At 70.1% G+C, this 17,427-nt stretch carries 18 protein-coding genes; 10 read left to right on the top strand and 8 right to left on the bottom strand.

Annotation, left to right across the window (positions count from 1 at the left end):
- Positions 1-49 precede the first annotated feature (49 nt).
- Positions 50-985 carry an AraC family transcriptional regulator gene (locus tag AB0M01_RS37805; protein WP_363677470.1) on the top strand — a complete coding sequence of 312 codons (936 nt, stop codon included), beginning with the start codon at positions 50-52 and terminating at the stop codon, positions 983-985.
- On the opposite strand, the gene AB0M01_RS37800 is transcribed toward AB0M01_RS37805, so the two are convergent.
- Positions 904-1,518 (bottom strand): DUF2867 domain-containing protein, encoded by a 615-nt coding sequence (locus tag AB0M01_RS37800; RefSeq protein ID WP_363677469.1) that lies wholly within the window; start codon positions 1,516-1,518, stop codon positions 904-906. The two genes, AB0M01_RS37805 and AB0M01_RS37800, sit on opposite strands and share 82 nt — an antisense overlap.
- Before the next feature lie 95 nt (positions 1,519-1,613).
- Here AB0M01_RS37800 and AB0M01_RS37795 point away from each other — a divergent pair, with 95 nt between their 5' ends.
- Positions 1,614-2,171, top strand: coding sequence for a TetR/AcrR family transcriptional regulator (locus tag AB0M01_RS37795; protein ID WP_363677467.1), 558 nt, complete (start codon positions 1,614-1,616; stop codon positions 2,169-2,171).
- On the opposite strand, the gene AB0M01_RS37790 is transcribed toward AB0M01_RS37795, so the two are convergent.
- Together AB0M01_RS37790 and AB0M01_RS37785 are read right to left on the bottom strand one after the other, a co-directional pair.
- Positions 2,164-2,622, bottom strand: a complete 459-nt coding sequence (locus AB0M01_RS37790; RefSeq protein WP_363677466.1) for a PGPGW domain-containing protein — start codon at positions 2,620-2,622, stop codon at positions 2,164-2,166. The genes AB0M01_RS37795 and AB0M01_RS37790 overlap by 8 nt on opposite strands.
- A 150-nt stretch (positions 2,623-2,772) precedes the next feature.
- Positions 2,773-4,899: a peptidoglycan DD-metalloendopeptidase family protein gene (locus AB0M01_RS37785; protein ID WP_363677465.1), complete on the bottom strand. Its 2,127-nt coding sequence runs from the start codon at positions 4,897-4,899 to the stop codon at positions 2,773-2,775.
- Positions 4,900-5,070: 171 nt separating this feature from the next.
- On the opposite strand from AB0M01_RS37785, the gene lpdA reads away from it, so the two are divergent.
- Entirely contained in the window at positions 5,071-6,468 is a 1,398-nt protein-coding gene (gene lpdA / locus AB0M01_RS37780; RefSeq protein WP_363677463.1) for a dihydrolipoyl dehydrogenase, read from the top strand.
- A gap of 67 nt (positions 6,469-6,535) precedes the next feature.
- Positions 6,536-6,982, top strand: coding sequence for a group II truncated hemoglobin (locus AB0M01_RS37775; RefSeq protein WP_363677462.1), 447 nt, complete (start codon positions 6,536-6,538; stop codon positions 6,980-6,982).
- Here the strand turns inward: AB0M01_RS37775 and AB0M01_RS37770 are convergent.
- Positions 6,972-7,244, bottom strand: a complete 273-nt coding sequence (locus AB0M01_RS37770; protein WP_363677461.1) for a YggT family protein — start codon at positions 7,242-7,244, stop codon at positions 6,972-6,974. The two genes, AB0M01_RS37775 and AB0M01_RS37770, sit on opposite strands and share 11 nt — an antisense overlap.
- A gap of 114 nt (positions 7,245-7,358) precedes the next feature.
- Here AB0M01_RS37770 and AB0M01_RS37765 point away from each other — a divergent pair, with 114 nt between their 5' ends.
- Positions 7,359-7,967: a hypothetical protein gene (locus AB0M01_RS37765; RefSeq protein WP_363677460.1), complete on the top strand. Its 609-nt coding sequence runs from the start codon at positions 7,359-7,361 to the stop codon at positions 7,965-7,967.
- 3 nt (positions 7,968-7,970) lie between these two features.
- Here AB0M01_RS37765 and AB0M01_RS37760 read toward each other — a convergent pair whose 3' ends face one another.
- A complete protein-coding gene (locus tag AB0M01_RS37760; RefSeq protein WP_363677459.1) occupies positions 7,971-8,729 on the bottom strand; it encodes a metallophosphoesterase in 759 nt (252 codons plus the stop codon).
- Positions 8,730-8,759: 30 nt separating this feature from the next.
- The gene (locus AB0M01_RS37755; RefSeq protein ID WP_363677458.1) at positions 8,760-10,265 is read right to left on the bottom strand and encodes a substrate-binding domain-containing protein; all 1,506 of its coding nucleotides are present in this window, start codon (positions 10,263-10,265) and stop codon (positions 8,760-8,762) included.
- Between the two features lie 120 nt (positions 10,266-10,385).
- Between AB0M01_RS37755 and AB0M01_RS37750 the strand changes: the two genes are divergently transcribed.
- The 5 genes from AB0M01_RS37750 (at position 10,386) to AB0M01_RS37730 (ending at position 15,227) form a co-directional block, all read left to right on the top strand.
- Positions 10,386-11,741 (top strand): NAD(P)/FAD-dependent oxidoreductase, encoded by a 1,356-nt coding sequence (locus tag AB0M01_RS37750; RefSeq protein WP_363677456.1) that lies wholly within the window; start codon positions 10,386-10,388, stop codon positions 11,739-11,741.
- Positions 11,742-11,797: 56 nt separating this feature from the next.
- On the top strand, positions 11,798-12,832 hold the full coding sequence (locus AB0M01_RS37745) for an energy-coupling factor ABC transporter permease (protein ID WP_363677455.1): 1,035 nt from the start codon (positions 11,798-11,800) through the stop codon (positions 12,830-12,832).
- A gap of 28 nt (positions 12,833-12,860) precedes the next feature.
- The gene (gene cbiQ, locus AB0M01_RS37740) at positions 12,861-13,619 is read left to right on the top strand and encodes a cobalt ECF transporter T component CbiQ (RefSeq protein ID WP_363677454.1); all 759 of its coding nucleotides are present in this window, start codon (positions 12,861-12,863) and stop codon (positions 13,617-13,619) included.
- Positions 13,616-14,386: an ABC transporter ATP-binding protein gene (locus AB0M01_RS37735; RefSeq protein ID WP_363677453.1), complete on the top strand. Its 771-nt coding sequence runs from the start codon at positions 13,616-13,618 to the stop codon at positions 14,384-14,386. Before cbiQ ends, AB0M01_RS37735 begins: the two co-directional genes overlap by 4 nt.
- Before the next feature lie 199 nt (positions 14,387-14,585).
- Positions 14,586-15,227 carry a DUF998 domain-containing protein gene (locus tag AB0M01_RS37730; protein WP_363677452.1) on the top strand — a complete coding sequence of 214 codons (642 nt, stop codon included), beginning with the start codon at positions 14,586-14,588 and terminating at the stop codon, positions 15,225-15,227.
- Here AB0M01_RS37730 and AB0M01_RS37725 read toward each other — a convergent pair.
- Both AB0M01_RS37725 and AB0M01_RS37720 read right to left on the bottom strand, forming a co-directional pair.
- Entirely contained in the window at positions 15,214-16,071 is an 858-nt protein-coding gene (locus AB0M01_RS37725) for a MaoC/PaaZ C-terminal domain-containing protein (RefSeq protein ID WP_363677451.1), read from the bottom strand. The genes AB0M01_RS37730 and AB0M01_RS37725 overlap by 14 nt on opposite strands.
- A 1-nt stretch (position 16,072) precedes the next feature.
- Positions 16,073-17,419, bottom strand: coding sequence for a 3-oxoacyl-ACP reductase (locus AB0M01_RS37720; protein ID WP_363677449.1), 1,347 nt, complete (start codon positions 17,417-17,419; stop codon positions 16,073-16,075).
- Positions 17,420-17,427: the final 8 nt, after the last annotated feature.

Genomic DNA, 17,427 nt, shown 5'->3' with positions numbered 1-17,427 from the left:
GAGTGCACCGGACCTAGCACAAAACGCACTTTGCCGCCTAGGTTGAGGCATGGAGGATCCACCGGTCGGCAACACCCGCACGCTGCTGCACTTCGTCGACGGTGCCGTCGCGTACGCCGGCCCGTACGTGCACCCGACCGGGCACCCGGTGCACACCCACAGCTTCTTCGAGGTCGCCGTCATCACCGGCGGCACCGGGTACCACGAGAGCCTGTCCGGACGGCATGAGCTGACCGTGGGCGACGTGATCCTGCTCCGCCCCGGCGTCTGGCACGCGTACGACGACTGCGTCGACCTGGAGCTCTACAACTGCTGCTTCTCCGCCGACCTGATCCAGCGCGAGCTGGCCTGGATGCGCGAGGACCCGCTGCTCGGATTCCTGCTCTGGACCGGCCCGTTCTCGGCCCAGCGCCGCGGCATCCTGACCACGCATCTGGACGAGGTCACCCTGGCCGAGGCGATCGGGCATCTGCAGGGGCTCGGCGAGCTCCGACATGAATCGGTTCACCTGCACCGCGGCGACATCGTCGGGCGGCTCTCGCTGTTCCTCAGCTGCCTGGCCCGGGCGGTCGCCGCGACAGGCGTGGTCGGGCGCGAGACGCAGATCCATCCGGCGGTGCTGACCGCGATGCGGATGCTGGAGGCGGCGCCCGCGCATCAGTGGACGCTGACCGAGCTCGCGGAGGAGCTGCACCTGGTGCCGGGGTACTTGGTCAGGCTGTTCAAGTCGTCGACGGGACTGCCGCCGATGGCTTACCTGTCACGGCATCGCGTCGAGCTAGCGGCCGATCTGCTGCTGCACACCGACCACTCGATCAGCCGGATCGCCGAGTCGGTCGGGTGGCCCGACCAGAACTACTTCGCCCGGCGCTTCAAGCTGCACTACGGGCTGACCGCGTCGAACTACCGGGCCCGGTTCACCCACGCGGCGTTCCCGCGGCCGGCCTCCCAGCCGCGCCCGACCGTGCGCAGCAGGTCGGGGTAGACCCAGAGGTAGCGGAACGGCTTGATCAGCGCCATGTACGCCGTACCGCGGAGGCCGTTCGGTTTGACCAGCACGGCCATCTGGCCGCGGTAGTGGTCGCCGTCCTGGACCCAGCCGAGGTGCAGGACGCCGTGCATCGTGCTGTTCGCGATCTCCGCGGCCCATTCGTTGTCGGTCAGGAAGATCGGGCGGAAGGGAACGCCGTCGAGCTCGGGGCCGGTCGGGCCGTCGCGGAGGTCGGCCGGGAGGCGGTCCTTGAGGCTGGGGACGCGTCGACCGAGGCCCTCGCCGTCCTTGTCCCAGCCGAACAGCTCGCCGAGCTTCCAGCGGGCGGCCATCAGGAACTTGCCGATGGTCGACGACATCAGCTCCGGGGTGTCGGCGTTCGCTTCGGAGAACTGGGCGATCAGGCGCTGGAAGTCGGCGGGGCCGCCCGGGGTGGGCAGCGCCCAGACGTCCTCGATCTGGAAGTCGGCGGTGATCTCGTGGATCCGCCAGGGAATGTCGGCGTGCGCCGCGGTCGGGAGCCTCATCATCCTGATCCCTTCTATACGATGCCGTACATGAGCAACGTAGACCGCTGTGTACGGTGCCGTATAGATCTCGGCCGCGTGAGGGGAGCCACACGGTGGGCGTGACCCGTACGCCGCGGACGCGGTGGGTCGAGGAGGGGCTGCGGCTGCTGTCGACGGGCGGGCCGGACGCCGTACGGATCGAGCCGCTGGCGCAGCTGCTGGGCGTGACCAAGGGCGGCTTCTACGGCTACTTCAAGAACCGTGACGCGCTGCTCACCGAGATCCTCGACACCTGGGAGCGCGAGACCACCGAGGCGCTGATCGACCAGGTCGAGAAAGCCGGCGGCGACGGCCGGGCGAAACTCAACCGCCTGATCACCCTCGTTGCCGCCGGCGACGGCGTGATGACCGGCACGGCGGTCGACCTGGCGATCCGCGAGTGGGCCCGCCGCGACGAGCGGGTCGCCGTACAGCTCAAGCGGGTCGACAACCGGCGGATCGCCTATCTGCGCGAGCTTTTCGGCGAGTTCTGCGCCGACCCGGAGGACGTGGAGGTCCGCAGCCTGCTGCTCTTCTCGCTGCGCATCGGCAGCCCGCTGATCGCCGCCGACCACGCCGGCCGCAGCCGCAAGGACGTGCTAGAGCACACCCGCCGGTGGCTGCTTACTTGAGCAGCGGAAGCGTGTGCAGGAAGGACTCCCACGAGTCTGGGAGCCAGCCCGGTACGCCGAGGACGGCCATGTAGAGCCAGATGGCAACGAGCACACAGACGAACAGCGCCAGCGTCCCCAGCGCCTTCAGCCAGGCCGGCTGCTTCCCCGTCCAGGCGGTCAGCTGCTGCACCCACTCCTTCACCCGGTAGAGCAGCCGCTGCGCCCACTCGAACTCGCTGGCCAGCACCGCCAGACCCGCGATGAACAAGGGAATCCCACCCGGCCCCGGCAACCACCCGGTCAACGGCGCCGCGATGATCAGGATGCCACCCACTACACCCACCCCGATCCGGTAGATCAGGTGCTTACGCGGATTCGCACGGATCTTCCGCCGCCACTCCCACCGATCGTCCTGGGCGTCCAGCGTGATGTTGTCGTCCGTGCGGTCCGGACTGGTCTGCTCGGCCACACCCCAAATGTACGTCCTGCTCAGGCTCGTTCCGGGGATCTGTGACCCTGATCCGCCCCTGAAATCCTCGCCGTCAGCCCGCCCGCCTGCCCTTTCCTAGTTGAGTTTACAAGCGGGACATCGGACAGTGATCAGCTTGTCCACAGGCCGTCACGCGCTGGTGGAGTTGCCGTACTCCCAGTGCCAGGGCTCCTCGCGGTTGCCGCCCTGTTTGGCCCAGTCGGGGTGGATCCAGCCGAAGCGCGGGGCGTTCTGGAGCATCCACTGGTGCTGGGTGGTGCCGAAGTTCTCGATGCCGCCGCAGAGGTCGACGGCGAGGCCCCAGCCGTGGTTCGACGTACCGGGGAGGGCTGCCAGGGACGGTTTGCGGCCGTACAGGGAGACCTGGGAGCTGTAGGAGCGGTAGGAGTCGGTGATGCAGAGCGGTTTGCCGAAGCGCTTCTGGTACGCCGACGACAGACCCAGGTACGCCGTGGCGGCGTCGCAGCGCAGCGAGTGGGCGCTGGTGATGTTGCACAGCTTGTTGGCGGGGATCATGCCGTTGCTGTAGCCGCCCCAGCCGAGGCTCGTGCCACCCGTGGCCAGGAACGGCATCGGGTTGACTGGGTCCCCGCCGAGCCGCACCTCGAAGTGCAGGTGGGCGCCGGTCGAGTTCCCTTCGGTGCCCACGGCACCGATTCGCTGGCCGGCCTGGACCTGCGCCCCGTCCGGTACGTCGATCGAGCTCAGGTGCGCGTACAGCGTTTCCAGCCCGTTCCCGTGGTCGATCCGGACCAGGTTCCCGGCCCACGCCGGGTGCTCGACGCGCACCGTCCCGGCGGTCACCGCGCGTACCGGCGTACCGATCGCGGCGGGGAAGTCCTGCCCGGTGTGGATCCCGCTCGCCCACAGCGACCCGGACTGCCCGAACGGCGTCCCGATCTCGTAGGTCCCATCGGCCAGCGGCCAGGTCCAGGCGCCCGTGCCTACGTCGTACGACGTCGGCGTGTTCCCGCAGCGGAACTGCGCCGCCTGGGTCGTCGTCGCGGGCGGGCTGTTCAGCTTGGCGGGGGTCCCCAGCGTCGGCCGCAGCGCGGCGTACAGGCTCTCGGGGACGGTCGTGACGACGACGGCGCCCTTCGGCTCGTCGGCGGCGATCATCTCGCCGTCACCCAGCGCGATCCCGACGTGGTAGAGCCCGACCGACCGGCTCCCCATCACCAGCAGGTCACCCGGCTGCACCGACGCTCCGGGGACCGTGTGGTAGTTCGAGTACACCTTGCTGATCAGCGCCGGAAGATTCGTGTACGGCGCCCAGCTGGTCCGCGCCGCTCCCAGGCACCCGTACTTGGCCGGCCCGGTCGCCGAGACGCCGTACGGCTTGCCGAGCAGCGCGAACGCCTGGTTGACCGCCCGGATCGTCTCCGCCGGCAGCACCTTGACCGTCCGCCCGGCCGCGGTGAACGTCGCCGCACCCGCCACAGCCTTCCCAGCAGCCGTGAGCGGCTTGTAGCCGGCCGGGAGCTTGGCAGGGTTCCGCAGCGCACTGGCGCCAGGCGGCTTCACCCCTGCGGCAGTCAGCTCAGCCAGGTACGTCTGCCAGCGCGACTTGGCCTGCTGGTTCCGGCTGGCCTGCAGCTGCTCGGACAGCTGGGTAGCGCCCGCCAGGTCGGCCAGCTGGCCCTCCATGGTCATGGAGGCGTTCGCAGCCTTCTGCTGGACCTCCTGGCTCAGCTGCGCGGCCTTCGCCGACGCCTCGTCAGCGGCCTTGCGCTTGTTCTTCGCGTCGTTGTCCGCCGTACCGGCCGCGTTCTCGGCGGCGCTGGCGGCGTTGTACTGGGCGACCTGGGTGCTGCCGAGCTGCTTGATCGCGGCCTGCCGGTCGGCGATCTCCTGCAGGTTCTCCGCGATCGGCGCCAGCGACCACAGCATCGACTCGGTGCCGATCACGGTCGGGATGCCGAGCTGGTACGCCTGGGCGGTGAGTAGGCCGAGCTTGCGGCGCTCCACCTCCGAGCTCGCCCGCTTCGTCGCGGCGTACGCCTCGGCCCGCTTCGCGGCGGCCTCGGTGGTCTGGGCGGCCTTCAGGGCGTTCGTGTACGCGATCGTCGCCTTGGCGAACTCGGCCTGGACCGCGGCCGCCTCGGCCCGGAGCTGCTCCAGGGACCGGTTCACGTCGGTGACCGAGGCCGGCGGCGGGGGAGTCGGGTCGTCGGCGTACGCCGAGTACGCGGGCACGGCGAAGACGGCCAGCAGCGTGCCGAGCGCGGCGAACCGCAGCCCCCGCCTGTTCGTCATCCGAAGCCCCCATCGACCGTCGCCTCACGCGCGCACGAGAGGTAGAGACGGCCCCCGTGCGCCCCCAGCCTAGGCGGCGACCGGGTGACGCGAAACCCCGGCTCACCGATCGTGACCACCACCACGGGGCCCACGGCGGGATCCGCTGGTGCGAGGCACTAAAGTTCAGGTATGGCCTCGCACTTTGACGTTGTTGTCCTCGGCGCCGGCCCGGGTGGGTACGTCGCGGCGATCCGCGCCGCCCAGCTCGGGCTCAAGACCGCCATCATCGAGAAGAAGTACTGGGGCGGTGTCTGCCTGAACGTGGGCTGCATCCCGTCCAAGGCGCTGCTGCGCAACGCCGAGCTGGCGCACATCTTCCGCAAGGAGGCGAAGACCTTCGGCATCAGCGGCGAGGTGACCTTCGACTTCCCGACGGCCGTGCAGCGCAGCCGCAAGGTGGCCGACGGCCGCGTCAAGGGCGTGCACTTCCTGATGAAGAAGAACGACATCAAGGAGTACGACGGCTGGGGCTCGTTCGTCGACGCGAACACCCTGGACGTGTCGCTGAACGACGGCTCGTCCGAGACCGTCACCTTCGACAACTGCATCATCGCCACCGGCGCCACCACCAAGCTGCTCCCGGGCACCCAGCTGAGCGAGCGGGTCGTCACCTACGAGGAGCAGATCCTCACCGAGGAGCTGCCGGGCAGCATCGTGATCGCCGGTGCCGGCGCGATCGGTGTCGAGTTCGCCTACGTGCTGGCCAACTACGGCGTCAAGGTGACGATCGTCGAGTTCCTGGACCGGATGGTCCCGCTGGAGGACATCGAGGTCTCCAAGGAGCTCGCCAAGGCGTACAAGAAGCTCGGCGTGGACGTGCTCACCGGCACCCGGGTCGACTCGATCGACGACTCCGGCGACAAGGTCAAGGTCACCGTCACCGGCAAGGACGGCAACCAGCAGGTGCTGGAGGCCGACAAGGTGATGCAGGCGATCGGCTTCCAGCCGCGCGTCGACGGCTACGGCCTGGACAAGATCGGTGTCGAGCTGACCGAGCGCGGCGCGATCAAGGCCGACGGCTTCCTGCGCACCAACGTGCCGAACATCTTCGCGATCGGTGACGTGAACGCCAAGCTGATGCTGGCCCACGCCGCCGAGGCGCAGGCGATCGTGGCCGCCGAGACCATCGCCGGGGTCGAGACGATGGAGCTCGACCACGTGATGATCCCGCGGGCGACCTTCTGCCAGCCGCAGATCGCCAGCTTCGGCTGGACCGAGGAGCAGGCCCGGCTGGAGGGCTTCGACGTCAAGGTCGCGAAGTTCCCGTTCACCGCGAACGGCAAGGCCCACGGCCTCGGCGACCCGACCGGTTTCGTCAAGGTGATCAGCGACGCCAAGTACGGCGAGCTGCTCGGCGCGCACCTGATCGGCCCCGAGGTCACCGAGCTGCTGCCGGAGCTGACGCTGGCCCAGAAGTGGGACCTGACCACCAAGGAGCTGGCCCGCAACGTGCACGCCCACCCGACGCTGAGCGAGGCCCTGCAGGAGGCCTTCCACGGCCTCGAAGGGCACATGATCAACTTCTGATCGGCTCTGTCCACAGGACCCCCGGCGTCACGCCGGGGGTCCTTGCTTTTGTGGCACTCTCTTGGGCATGGAGAGTCTGTACGACGCGGTGGGTGGGGACGAGGGGTGCCGGCGGCTGGCGCACGCGTGGCACGATCGGGTGCTCGCCGACGAGGTGGTGAGCCACGCGTTCAGCCACGGCTTCCATCCGAAGCACACCGAGCGGCTGGCGGCGTACTGGGCGGAGGCGCTCGGCGGGCCGGCGACGTACTCGGCGTCGTACGGCGGGGAGACGCTGGTCGTCCGGATGCACAGCGGCAACGGCCCGCACGAGGAGATGGACCGCCGCGCGATCGCGTGCTTCGCGGGAGCATTAGACGATGTTGGTGTGGGGGAGCCGCTGAGGACAGTCCTGTACGACTACTTCGCTTGGGCGACGACCGTGTCGCTGACGCAGTACACGGGCTCGGCGAGCGACGTACCGGCCGGGCTCGCCGTGCCCAAGTGGTCCTGGAACGGCCTCGTCACAGACTGAACGCGACCGCCCGCAGGATCAGCGCGGCCACGAACACCACCGTGAATGCCAGATCGATCCCGATCCCACCGGCCCGCAGCGGCGGCAGCTTGCGGCGTACCGGCGCGATCACCGGCTCGGTCCACGCGTGCGCCAACTCCCGCGCCCGCCCACCGCGCGCGGCCCCGCTCGCCATCCCGGTCCAGTCGAGCACCATGCGCACGATCAGCACCAGGATGAACAACGTCAGCGCGTACCCCAGCAGGGTCCCGATCAGGCTCATGAGCTTCCTCCGTAGAACGTCTTGCCAGTATCAACGGCCGAACCCCGCCGATGATGTCGCCGGCGCCAGCTTCTTAGCCGACTTTCAGGCGGCGAGCGCTGGGATGATGAGCGGATGAGCAGGCTCCGACCCACCACCGGCCGCGCCGCCGCGGCGTACCCGGAGGTCCCGGTGCGCTACCACCGCCCGTTCCTGCGGTGCGTCGCCGGGCTGTTCCTGATGGGCGAGTCGGTGCTGACCATCTCGCTCACCTACTTCCCCGAGGGCCGCGGCGACGACGTCGACGGCGGCGACTGGTACCTGAACCTCGCCTTCCTGGTGATGCTGGGCAGCGTCTACTTGTACCTGGCCTCGTCGCTGGTGCTGACCCGGACGCATCTCGTCATCAACAACCCGCTGCGGCGGGTGGCGATCCCGCTTGCGCAGATCGAGCGCGCGGAGGAAGGCAGCAACCTGCGGATCGTCACGGCGTACCGGTCGTTCCTCGCGGCGGGGGTCGAGGCCGCCAACGTCCAGATCGCCTCGGGCCGGTACGGGACTCAGCAGGATCTCGCCGAGCTGATCAACCACGCGGCCGCCGATGCCAGATCCGCAGCGGCCGAGCCTGAGGAGCCGGCGCGCTATCGGTTTGCCTGGCCGGACGCGCTCTTTCTGGTCTTCGCGGTCATTCATCTCGTCAACGCAGCCGTGCTGCTGGTGAACGACGGGCCGCTGCCGCTCTGAGCGTTACGCGAGGTGGACGAACTTGGTGAGCAGTGGGACGTCGGGGTGGTGGACGTGCAGGGCCAGGCCGGGTGGGGCGGTTGGGTCGACCAGGCTGCCGGTGGGGGACGGGGGCTCGGCGAGCAGCGGGACTGTGGAACGGATGCCGGGGGCAAGTAACAGCGGCAGTCCGGCGTACGACGTACTGATGCCGTTGTGCAGGTGACCGGCGAACAGCGCGTTCACCGGGTGGCGGCGCAGCAGGCTCGCGAACTGGCCTGGTTCGCGGAGCAGCCACTGGTCCATCGTCGGGTGCTCGAGGCCGACCGGCGGGTGGTGGAACGCGATGAACACCGGCCCGTCGTGCGGGTCGGCGAGTGCGGCGTCGAGCCAGTCGAGGGAGTCGGAGCTGAGGTGCCCGTGGTCCTCGCCGGGCACGGTCGTGTCGAGCAGCACGAAACGCGCGCCGGCGACGTCGCGGACCTGGTGCACGGGGTCCTCGCCGCCGGTCACCGATTGGACGTACGCCGTCAGCCCGGCGCGGAAGTTCGCGCGGACGTCGTGGTTGCCGGGCAGCACCAGCACCGGCAGCTCGCCGAAGGCGGCCAGCTCGGCGGCGACCTCGGCGTACTCGGTGCCGTGGTCGGCGAGGTCGCCGGTGACCAGCACGACGTCGACCGGCCGGCTGAACGCCAGCAGGTACGCCGTGACGCGGCGGAGGCGGTCGCGCGCCTCCGCTGTCCCGTCCAGGTGGGGATCACTCAGGTGCGCGATGACTGTCACCAGCAGACCTCCTCGTCGTAGGTCAGCAGGTTATCCGCAGAAGTCCCCCGCGAGGTCGCCGCACGGCACCAGTCCGTCGCGGGCCAGGATCGGCTTGGCCTGGTCCGACGTCAGGTAGTCGAGGAACGCGTCCTGCAGCGAGTCAGGTTTCGGCACCGCCGCCGTGTACGCGTGCTCGACCTCCCAGAACCGGTACGTCCGGTCGCTCACCTTCTCGGTCGCCGGCACCACCCCGTCGATCGCGATCGGCGTGATCGTCGGGTACTTGCGCGACCCGCCGAGCTCGGCGTACCCGATCGCGCCGTCGATGTCGGCCACGCGACTCAGCAGCTCCTCGGTCGTCCCGACCTCGCAGCGCTGCTGCTTGGCGACCGGGTCGTCCTTGGTCTTGCAGTCGTCGGAGGTGATGCCGAGCTCCTGGTCCCCGGCGAGCACCTTCTCGCGGAACGTCCGCCGCGACCCGGAGTCCGGCCCGACCCGGCTGACCATCCGGATCGGCAGGTCGCGCCCGCCGAGCTGCTTCCAGTTCGTCAGCCGGCCCGCGTAGATGTCGCGCAACTGGTTGGTGGTGAGCGCGCTGACGTCGGTCGTCCGGTTCACCACGACGGCGAACACGACGACTGCAATCGGCCGGCTCTGCAGCTCTGCCGCCTCCTCGGCGGGTCCGTCGGACATCGCGATCAGCTTCTCCGCGGCCGCCGGGTCTTTCTTGCCGGTGTCGGCGAGCAGCCGCGTCCCGCTCCGGCTGCCGCCGGCTGCGATCGTGATGTCGGCCTGCGTGCACTCGGCGACGTACGCGCTGCGCACCTCCATCACCGTCGGCTCCACCGCCGTCGACCCGACGACGCGCAACTGCCCGGCCGCGCAGTTGTCCGGCGGCTGCAGTACGTCGACCAGGAACAGCGCGACCAGCGCTCCGACGAGCACCAGCGACAACGCACCGAAGATGAGCGTACGGCGACCCGGCCCGCGCGGCCGCGGCTCGTGGTAGACGCCTCCGCCCGCCGACCCACCCGCGAGGTAGCCCGAGTGCGTGACCCCGTCGCCGCGCCCGCTGAGCACGAGCAGGAACTTGAAGCTGTCGCCGCGGTTGATCGCCATCCGCGGGATCACCAGCCGGCTGGTGTCGACGAAGTTCTCCGAGTCGAGCTGCCGTTGCAGCATCTCGCCGAGCGCCTCCGGCTTGGCCTCGGTGACTTCCAGCCCGACGATCGTGCGGTCCGGGAAGGCGAACGACACCTTCTCGTGCATGTGGTGCGGCTCGATGTCCATCCCGCCGGCGTTGTCGACGCGCAGCAGTACGACGCTCGGTTCCTCGACCACGTCGCCCTGGTGCCGGACCTCGACGTCGACCATGTGCGAGCTCGGGAACACCCCGATCGGGGCGTCGACCTGCACGCGGTAGACCAGGCGTTTGCGGCGCAGGAAGTACCGGTCCACCAGCCAGGCGACCGCCGTACTGATCAGGGCGACCGCCGCGATCACGGTTTCGAGATTGATGTCTCCGAGCCCGGAGAAATCCACTGCCAGTCCCATTCCCCCTCCAAGACCTGCAGGCTACGGAGCGTTGGTGAACGGTTGCTGACACTGCGGTGACCGTTGTCCGGGCGGTGCGGGAGCTTGGCCGGGCCGCCGCGTTCTGCGAGATTTGGCCGCATGGCTGAACAGGTGGACGTGGTCGTGATCGGGCTCGGCGTGGGCGGCGAGGAGACCGCCGGACGGCTGGCCCAGGCCGGGCTGAACGTCGTCGGCGTCGACCCGCGCCTGGTCGGCGGCGAGTGCCCGTACTGGGGCTGCATCCCGAGCAAGATGATGATCCGGGCCGCGAACCTGATCGCCGAGACGCGCCGCGTCGACGGGATGGCCGGGCACGCCACGATCGAGCCGGACTGGGCGCCGGTGGCGCGCCGGATCCGCGAGGAGGCGACCGACACCTGGAACGACCAGGTCGCCGTCGACCGGCTGGTCGGCAAGGGCGTCACGTTCCTGCGCGAGCGCGGCACGATCACCGGTCCGGGCACGGTCCAGGCGGGCGATCGGACGTTCGAGGCGGCCCGCGGGATCGTGGTCGCGACCGGGACGGTGCCGGTGGTGCCGCCGATCGAAGGGCTGGCCGGTACGCCGTACTGGACGAACCACGAGGCGATCGAGGCGGACACGTTGCCGGCCACGATCGTGGTGCTCGGCGGCGGCGCGATCGGGCTGGAGCTGGCGCAGGTGTTCGCCCGGTTCGGGGTCGCGGTGACGGTGGTCGAGGCGGCCGACCGGATCCTGGCGCTGGAGGAGCCGGAGTCGAGTGCGCTGGCGCAGGAGGCGCTGGAGCGCGACGGAATCACCTTCCGGGTCGGCGTCCGCGCCGAGGCGGTTGCCTACGACAACGGGTTCACCGTACGGCTGGGCGACGGTTCGTCGGTCACCGGCGAGAAGTTGCTGGTGGCAACAGGGCGCCGGACCGATGTCCGGGCGCTCGGACTGGATGCCGTCGGCATCGACCCGGCGGCGCGGTTCGTTGCCGTCGACGAGCATGTCCGGGCCGCGGACAACGTCTGGGCGATCGGCGACGTCACCGGCGAGGGGGTGTTCACGCACAACGCGATGTACCAGGCGAACATCGCGGTGCACGACATCCTCGGCACCCCCGATGCTCCGCTGGCCCGATACCACGCGATGCCGCGGGTGACCTTCACGGACCCGGAGATCGGCGCGGTCGGGCTGACCGAGCAGCAGGCGGTCACGCAGGGCCTCGACGTCCGGACCGCGGTCACGCAGATCCCGTACTCGACCCGCGGCTGGATCCACAAGGCGGGCAACGAGGGGTTCGTGAAGCTGGTGATGGACGCATCACGCGGAGTGCTCGTCGGCGCGACCAGCGCCGGGCCGGTCGGCGGCGAGGTGCTGAGCGGGCTCGCGGTCGCCGTGCACGCCGGCGTACCGGTGAAGGAGCTGCAGCAGATGATCCTCGCGTACCCGACCTTCCACCGTGCGTACGGCGAGGCGCTGAAGAACCTCTGACGAACCCTCGGTGACCTTTGTTGCGATCGGGTCGCAACTAGATCAACAATGGATCTATGCATGTTCCTGACGGGTTCTTCGACGCCCCGACCTCGATCGCGACCGGACTGATCGCGGCCGGTGCCGTCGGCATCAGCCTCCAGCGCGCCAGCCGCGAGATCCGCGAGACCGGCCCGGCGCTGGCCGGGCTGACCGCGGCGTTCGTGTTCGCCGTCCAGATGGTGAACTTCCCGGTCGGGGCCGGGACCAGCGGGCACCTCCTCGGCGGCGCGCTCGCCGCCGCGCTGGTCGGTCCGTGGAGCGCGGTGCTGGTGATGTCGACGGTGCTGCTGGTGCAGGGACTGCTGTTCGCCGACGGCGGGCTGACCGCGCTCGGCACCAACGTCACGCTGATGGGCCTGATCACGGTCCTGGTCGGGTACTTCGTCACCCGCGCGCTGCTCCAGGTCCTGCCGAAGCGCGTCGGCAGCGTCGTACCGGCGACCACGGTCGGCGCGCTGGTCTCCGTCCCGGTCGCCGCGCTCTGCTTCACCGGCCTGTACGCCGTCGGCGGCGCCGTCGACATCCCGCTCGGCAAGCTCGCGACGGCGATGGTCGGCTGGCACCTCCTGGTCGGGCTCGGCGAGGCGGTGATCACCGCGGCCGTGCTGAGCGCGGTCGTCGCGACCCGCCCGGACCTGGTCTACGCCGCCCGGCACCTGCAGACCGACCTCGTCCTGGTCGATGCCGACGGCAACTCGTCGACGGTCTCGCCGGACCGGCCGATCGCCGCCCGCCCGGCCGGGCGCTCGCTCGGCGTCGGCGTCGCGGTGACGCTGGTCGTCGCCGGGGTGGTCAGCCTGTTCGCGAGCGCGCACCCGGACGGACTGGAGTTCGTCGGCGCGAAGCTCGGGTTCGAGAGTGCGGCGAAGGACTCGGCGGTCGCGGGCAGCCCGCTCGCGGACTACGGGGTGAGCGGGATCGGGAACAGTCACGTCTCGGGCGCGCTGGCCGGGATCATCGGCGTACTGGTGACGATCGCCGTCGGGCTGCTGGTCGCCAAGATCGCGTCGCTGCGGTCGGCTCGGGCCAACGCCGACACGAGCGCGTGATGCCCGTCCTCACGCGGGCCGGCGGTCGATGAGCGGCGACGGGCTGCTGGTCCCGACCGGGAGCCTGATCCACCGGCTCCCGGCGCAGGTGAAGATCGTCGGGCTGCTGCTGTTCGTGCTCGCGGTGGTGTCGACACCGGCGGCGGTGTTCTGGGCGTTCGGCGTGTACGCCGTACTGATCGTCGGCTGCGTCGTGCTCGCTCAGTTGCCTGCCGCAACGGTCCTGAAGCGGCTGGCGGTGGAGACGCCGTTCATCGTGTTCGCGCTGCTGCTGCCGTTCGTGGCGACCGGGCCGCGGGTCGACGTACTGGGGGTGTCGTTGTCGTCGGCCGGGGTGCTCGGGGCGTGGAACGTGCTCGCGAAGGGGACGCTCGGTGTGGTCGCGGCGATCGTGCTGTCGGCGTCGACCGGGCCGCGCGACCTGCTCGCGGGGTTGGAGCGGCTGCGGTTGCCCTCGACGCTGGTGGCGATCTTGTCGTTCATGGTTCGCTACCTGAGCGTCGTGTCGGACGACCTGCACCGGATGCGGATCGCGCGCGAGTCCCGGGGGTACGCCGGTGGGCGGGCCGGCCATCTGCGGGCGGTCGCCGGGGGAGTGGGGGCGCTGTTCGTGCGGAGCTTCGAGCGCGGCGAGCGCGTGCACCTCGCGATGCAGTCGCGCGGGTACACCGGGCGGATGCCGCTGCTGTCCGTCACCGGCGCCGACCGGCGGCAGTGGCTGACCGGCCTCACGGTGTCCCTGGCCGCGATCGCCGTCGCGGTGGCGGCTAGGGTGGTCGGCTTGTGAGCAGCCCTTCGATCCACGTCGAGCGCCTGGTGTTCGCCTACCCCGACGGCCGGCAGGCGTTGTTCGGCGTCGACTTCACCATCGAACGCGGCGAACGCGTCGCCCTGCTCGGCCCGAACGGCGCCGGGAAGACCACGCTCGTGCTGCACCTGAACGGCATCCTCGGCTCGGTCGCCGGCGGCACCGGCAGCGGCCGCATCCAGATCGGCGGCACCGATCTGCACCGGGAGCACCTGCCCGAAGTACGCCGTAAGGTCGGATTGGTCTTCCAAGACCCCGACGACCAGCTCTTCATGCCGACGGTCCGCGACGACGTGGCCTTCGGCCCCGCCAACCTCGGCCTCCGCGGCGCGGACCTCGACGAACGCGTCCAGGAAGCACTCGTCCAGGTCGGCATGCAGGACCACGCCGATGTTGCGCCTCACCACCTCTCCTACGGTCAGCGCCGGCGCGTCGCCGTCGCAACAGTCCTGGCGATGCGGCCTGAAGTGCTTGTGTTGGACGAACCCTCCAGCAACCTCGACCCCGCCAGCCGCCGCGAGCTCGCCGACATCCTCTCCGCCCTGGATGTCACCCTGCTGATGATCACCCACGACCTCCCCTACGCCCTCCAACTCTGCGAACGCAGCCTCCTGATGGACACCGGCCGCATCGTCGCCGACGGCAAAACCCGAGACCTGCTCGCTGATCCCACGCTGATGTCCGCCCATCGGTTGGAGCTCCCGTACGGCTTCAACCCGCTGTCCGTCCCGGGACCCGAAAACTAGCGGTGTCGATCTGCGGGTCCTTCATCCGACGCGTTGGTAATCGACCAACGCTCGGAAGGACCGGACCATGAATACCACCCCGAACAACAGCCCGGCGACCATGCGGCCGACAGCGCAGCCGGTGGCTGATGCCGCAGCGGCCGGGAACAAGCAGTTGGCACAGTCTGCAGGTTCCACTCACGTTCGCTTTCCGGCCGGTGTGGCGTCAGCCACAGGCGGCCGGGTCGGCCGCATGGGCGCCGGGCTGTTGTTAGGACTGGGCGCTCTGGCCGGCCCGTCCAACCTCGTGGTGGTGCTGACTCAGGCGTTCACCCGCGACGGCTTCGACGTACGACGCCACGCGGGGAGCATGCTGACGCTCGGCGACCACGGCTGGATCCAGAGCGCGAACTTCGTGCTCACCGGCCTGCTGGTGGTTCTCGGCGCCATCGGGCTGGGACGCGTGGTGAGCAAGCGCGCCGCGCGACTGCTGACCGTCTTCGGGCTGGGGACGGCCGCCGGTGGGGTCTTCCTTCCTGACCCGGCGCTGGGATTCCCGACCGGCGTCCCCGAGACCGCGACGATGTCGTGGCACGGTGCAGCCCACTTCGCCGCCGGTGGGATCGGGTTCCTCGCGTTCATCGCCTGCTGTGTCGTCGTCGGGAACCACTTCCGGCGTACCAGCAACCGCATCTGGGCGGCAGCCTCCTACACGACCGGCACGCTCTTCCTCGCCGCGTTCGCCGGCATCGCCTCCGGCTCGGCCGGTGAGACCACCACGCTCGCGTTCTGGGCGGCGATCATCATCGCCTGGATCTGGCTGACCGCCACCCTGAACCGCTTCCGGCTCACCGCTCGGTGAGCCGCCCGACCAAGTGCGTCAGCTCATGCCGTTCGTCGTACAGCGCGAAATCGACCCCGGCATCCCGCGACTCGTACCCGAACTGCACCCGCGACGGCAGCAGCAGTGGCTTGCGGAAGTCCACCCGCACCTCGAACGCCTCCGGCAACCCGGCGCCCCGCTCGATGGACGCCAGAGCGGCAGCCTTCGCCCACATCCCGTGGGCGATCTGCCGCGGAAAGCCGAACGCCTGCGCCGACAGCTTGAACAGGTGAATAGGGTTCCGATCCCCGGACGCCGCCGCGTAGCGCCGCCCGAGATTCCCGCGCAGATCCCACCACGCGACGCCGTCCAGCCCGGGATCGTCCAGCAGCGAAGCATGCGCCGAAGGATCGCCACTCGAACGACTCAGCAGCGTCGTCGAGTCGGTCCAGACCAGCTCACCGAACACCCGCACCTCGCTGAGGACGTCGAACACCGTCCCCTTCGGGTGCGCCCGCTCCGGCCCGCTGTGCACGGTGATCGCGAGATCGGCGTGCAGCGGGATCGGCCGGTACTGGGTGATCGTGTTCGACAGGTGCACGATCCCCATCGGCTTGTACGGGAACGACGGGTCCGACATTAGATCCAGGTGGAGCGGAAAGGCGAGCACATGCGGATACGTGACCGGCAGGATCGGCGCAGCGCCGAATCCCGTGACTTCCCGGTACGTCGCCAGGTGGTCCTGGTCGACCACCACCTCGGGCAGCTCCAGCCGCAGCCCGTCGGCGTCCGGCTCGTACTCCGCCCGCCGCAGCGTGGCCTTCACCGTCCGCGCGTACAGTGAGCCGAGTCCCGGCGAGTCGTCGTACCGCCGTGTCGGCATCTCAGGCGCCCAGCATGCTCTGGCCGCAGACCCGGACGACGTTCCCAGTGACGCCCGCGGAGGCCGGGTCGGCGAACCAGGCGATCGTCTCGGCGACGTCGACCGGCTGCCCGCCCTGCTGCAGCGAGTTGATCCGGCGGCCGACCTCGCGGATCGCGAACGGTACCCGCGCGGTCATCTCGGTCTCGATGAACCCGGGCGCGACCGCGTTGATCCGGATCTGCCGCTCGGCGAGCTTCGGCGCGTACGCCTGGACCAGCCCGATCACGCCGGCCTTGGAGGTCGCGTAGTTGGTCTGGCCGTTGTTGCCCGCGATGCCGGCGATCGAGGAGACACCGATCACCGAGCCGCCGTCGTGCAGCGCACCGGACTCGAGCAGGTGCGCGGTGATCCGCTCGGGCGCCCGCAGGTTGACGTCGAGCACCGCCTCCCAGGTGTCGGTGCGCATGTTCGCGAGCCGCTTGTCGCGGGTGATGCCCGCGTTGTGGACGACGATGTCGAGCCCGCCGTGGTGCTCCTCGGCGTACGCCGCGATCCGCTGCGGTGCGTCGATCGCGGTGACGTCGAGCAGCAGCTCGCTGCCACCGATCGCCGAGATCACCTTGCGCAGGTCGTTGGCGTTCTGCGGTACGTCGACGCCGATCACGGTCGCGCCGTCGCGGGCCAGCGTGTCAGCGATCGCGGCACCGATCCCGCGGGCGGCGCCGGTGACCAGCGCGACCTTGCCGGCCAGCGGCCGGGCCGGGTCGTTAGCGACCAGCGGGCCGGTGCTGATCCGGGCGACCTGGCCGTCGACGTACGCCGACTTGGGGGACAGGAAGAAGCGCAGCGTCGACTCGAGCTGGTCGTGCGCGTCGGGGGCGACGTACACGAGGTTGACGGTGGCGCCGCGCTTGACCTCCTTGCCGAGCGAGCGGGTGAAGCCCTCGAGCGCGCGCTGCGCGATCTGCTGCTCCGGCGTCGCGGCGAGCTCCGGCGTGCGGCCGACGACGATCACGCGGCCGGCCGCGCCGAGCTGGCGGATCACGGGGGAGAAGAAGCGCTGCAGCGAGCTGAGCTCCGCCGTACTGGCCGCGCCGGTCGCGTCGAACACGAGCGCCTTCGGGCGCAGCTCGCTCGACGAGACGCCTTCGGCCGCCGTACTGAAGCTCGCGCCGATGTCGCGCAGCAGCGCCTGGATGGCCTTGCCGGTGTCGGTCTCGCCGATCGAGCCGAAGACGACCGGGCCGTCGATCACCTTGGAGCCGTCGCGCCAGCGCGGCAGCGGCGTCGGGTCGGGCAGGCCGAGGTTCTTGACCAGGGCCTGGCCGAGCGGCGTCCGGGTGAAGGTCTGGTAGCGATCCGTCATCTGTCAGG

Origin of the sequence: Kribbella sp. NPDC051770, assembly GCF_040681455.1 — a bacterium.
Taxonomy (GTDB): domain Bacteria; phylum Actinomycetota; class Actinomycetes; order Propionibacteriales; family Kribbellaceae; genus Kribbella.
Note: the sequence above shows the minus strand (reverse complement) of the source record. Positions and strands in the feature narration are given on the sequence as shown.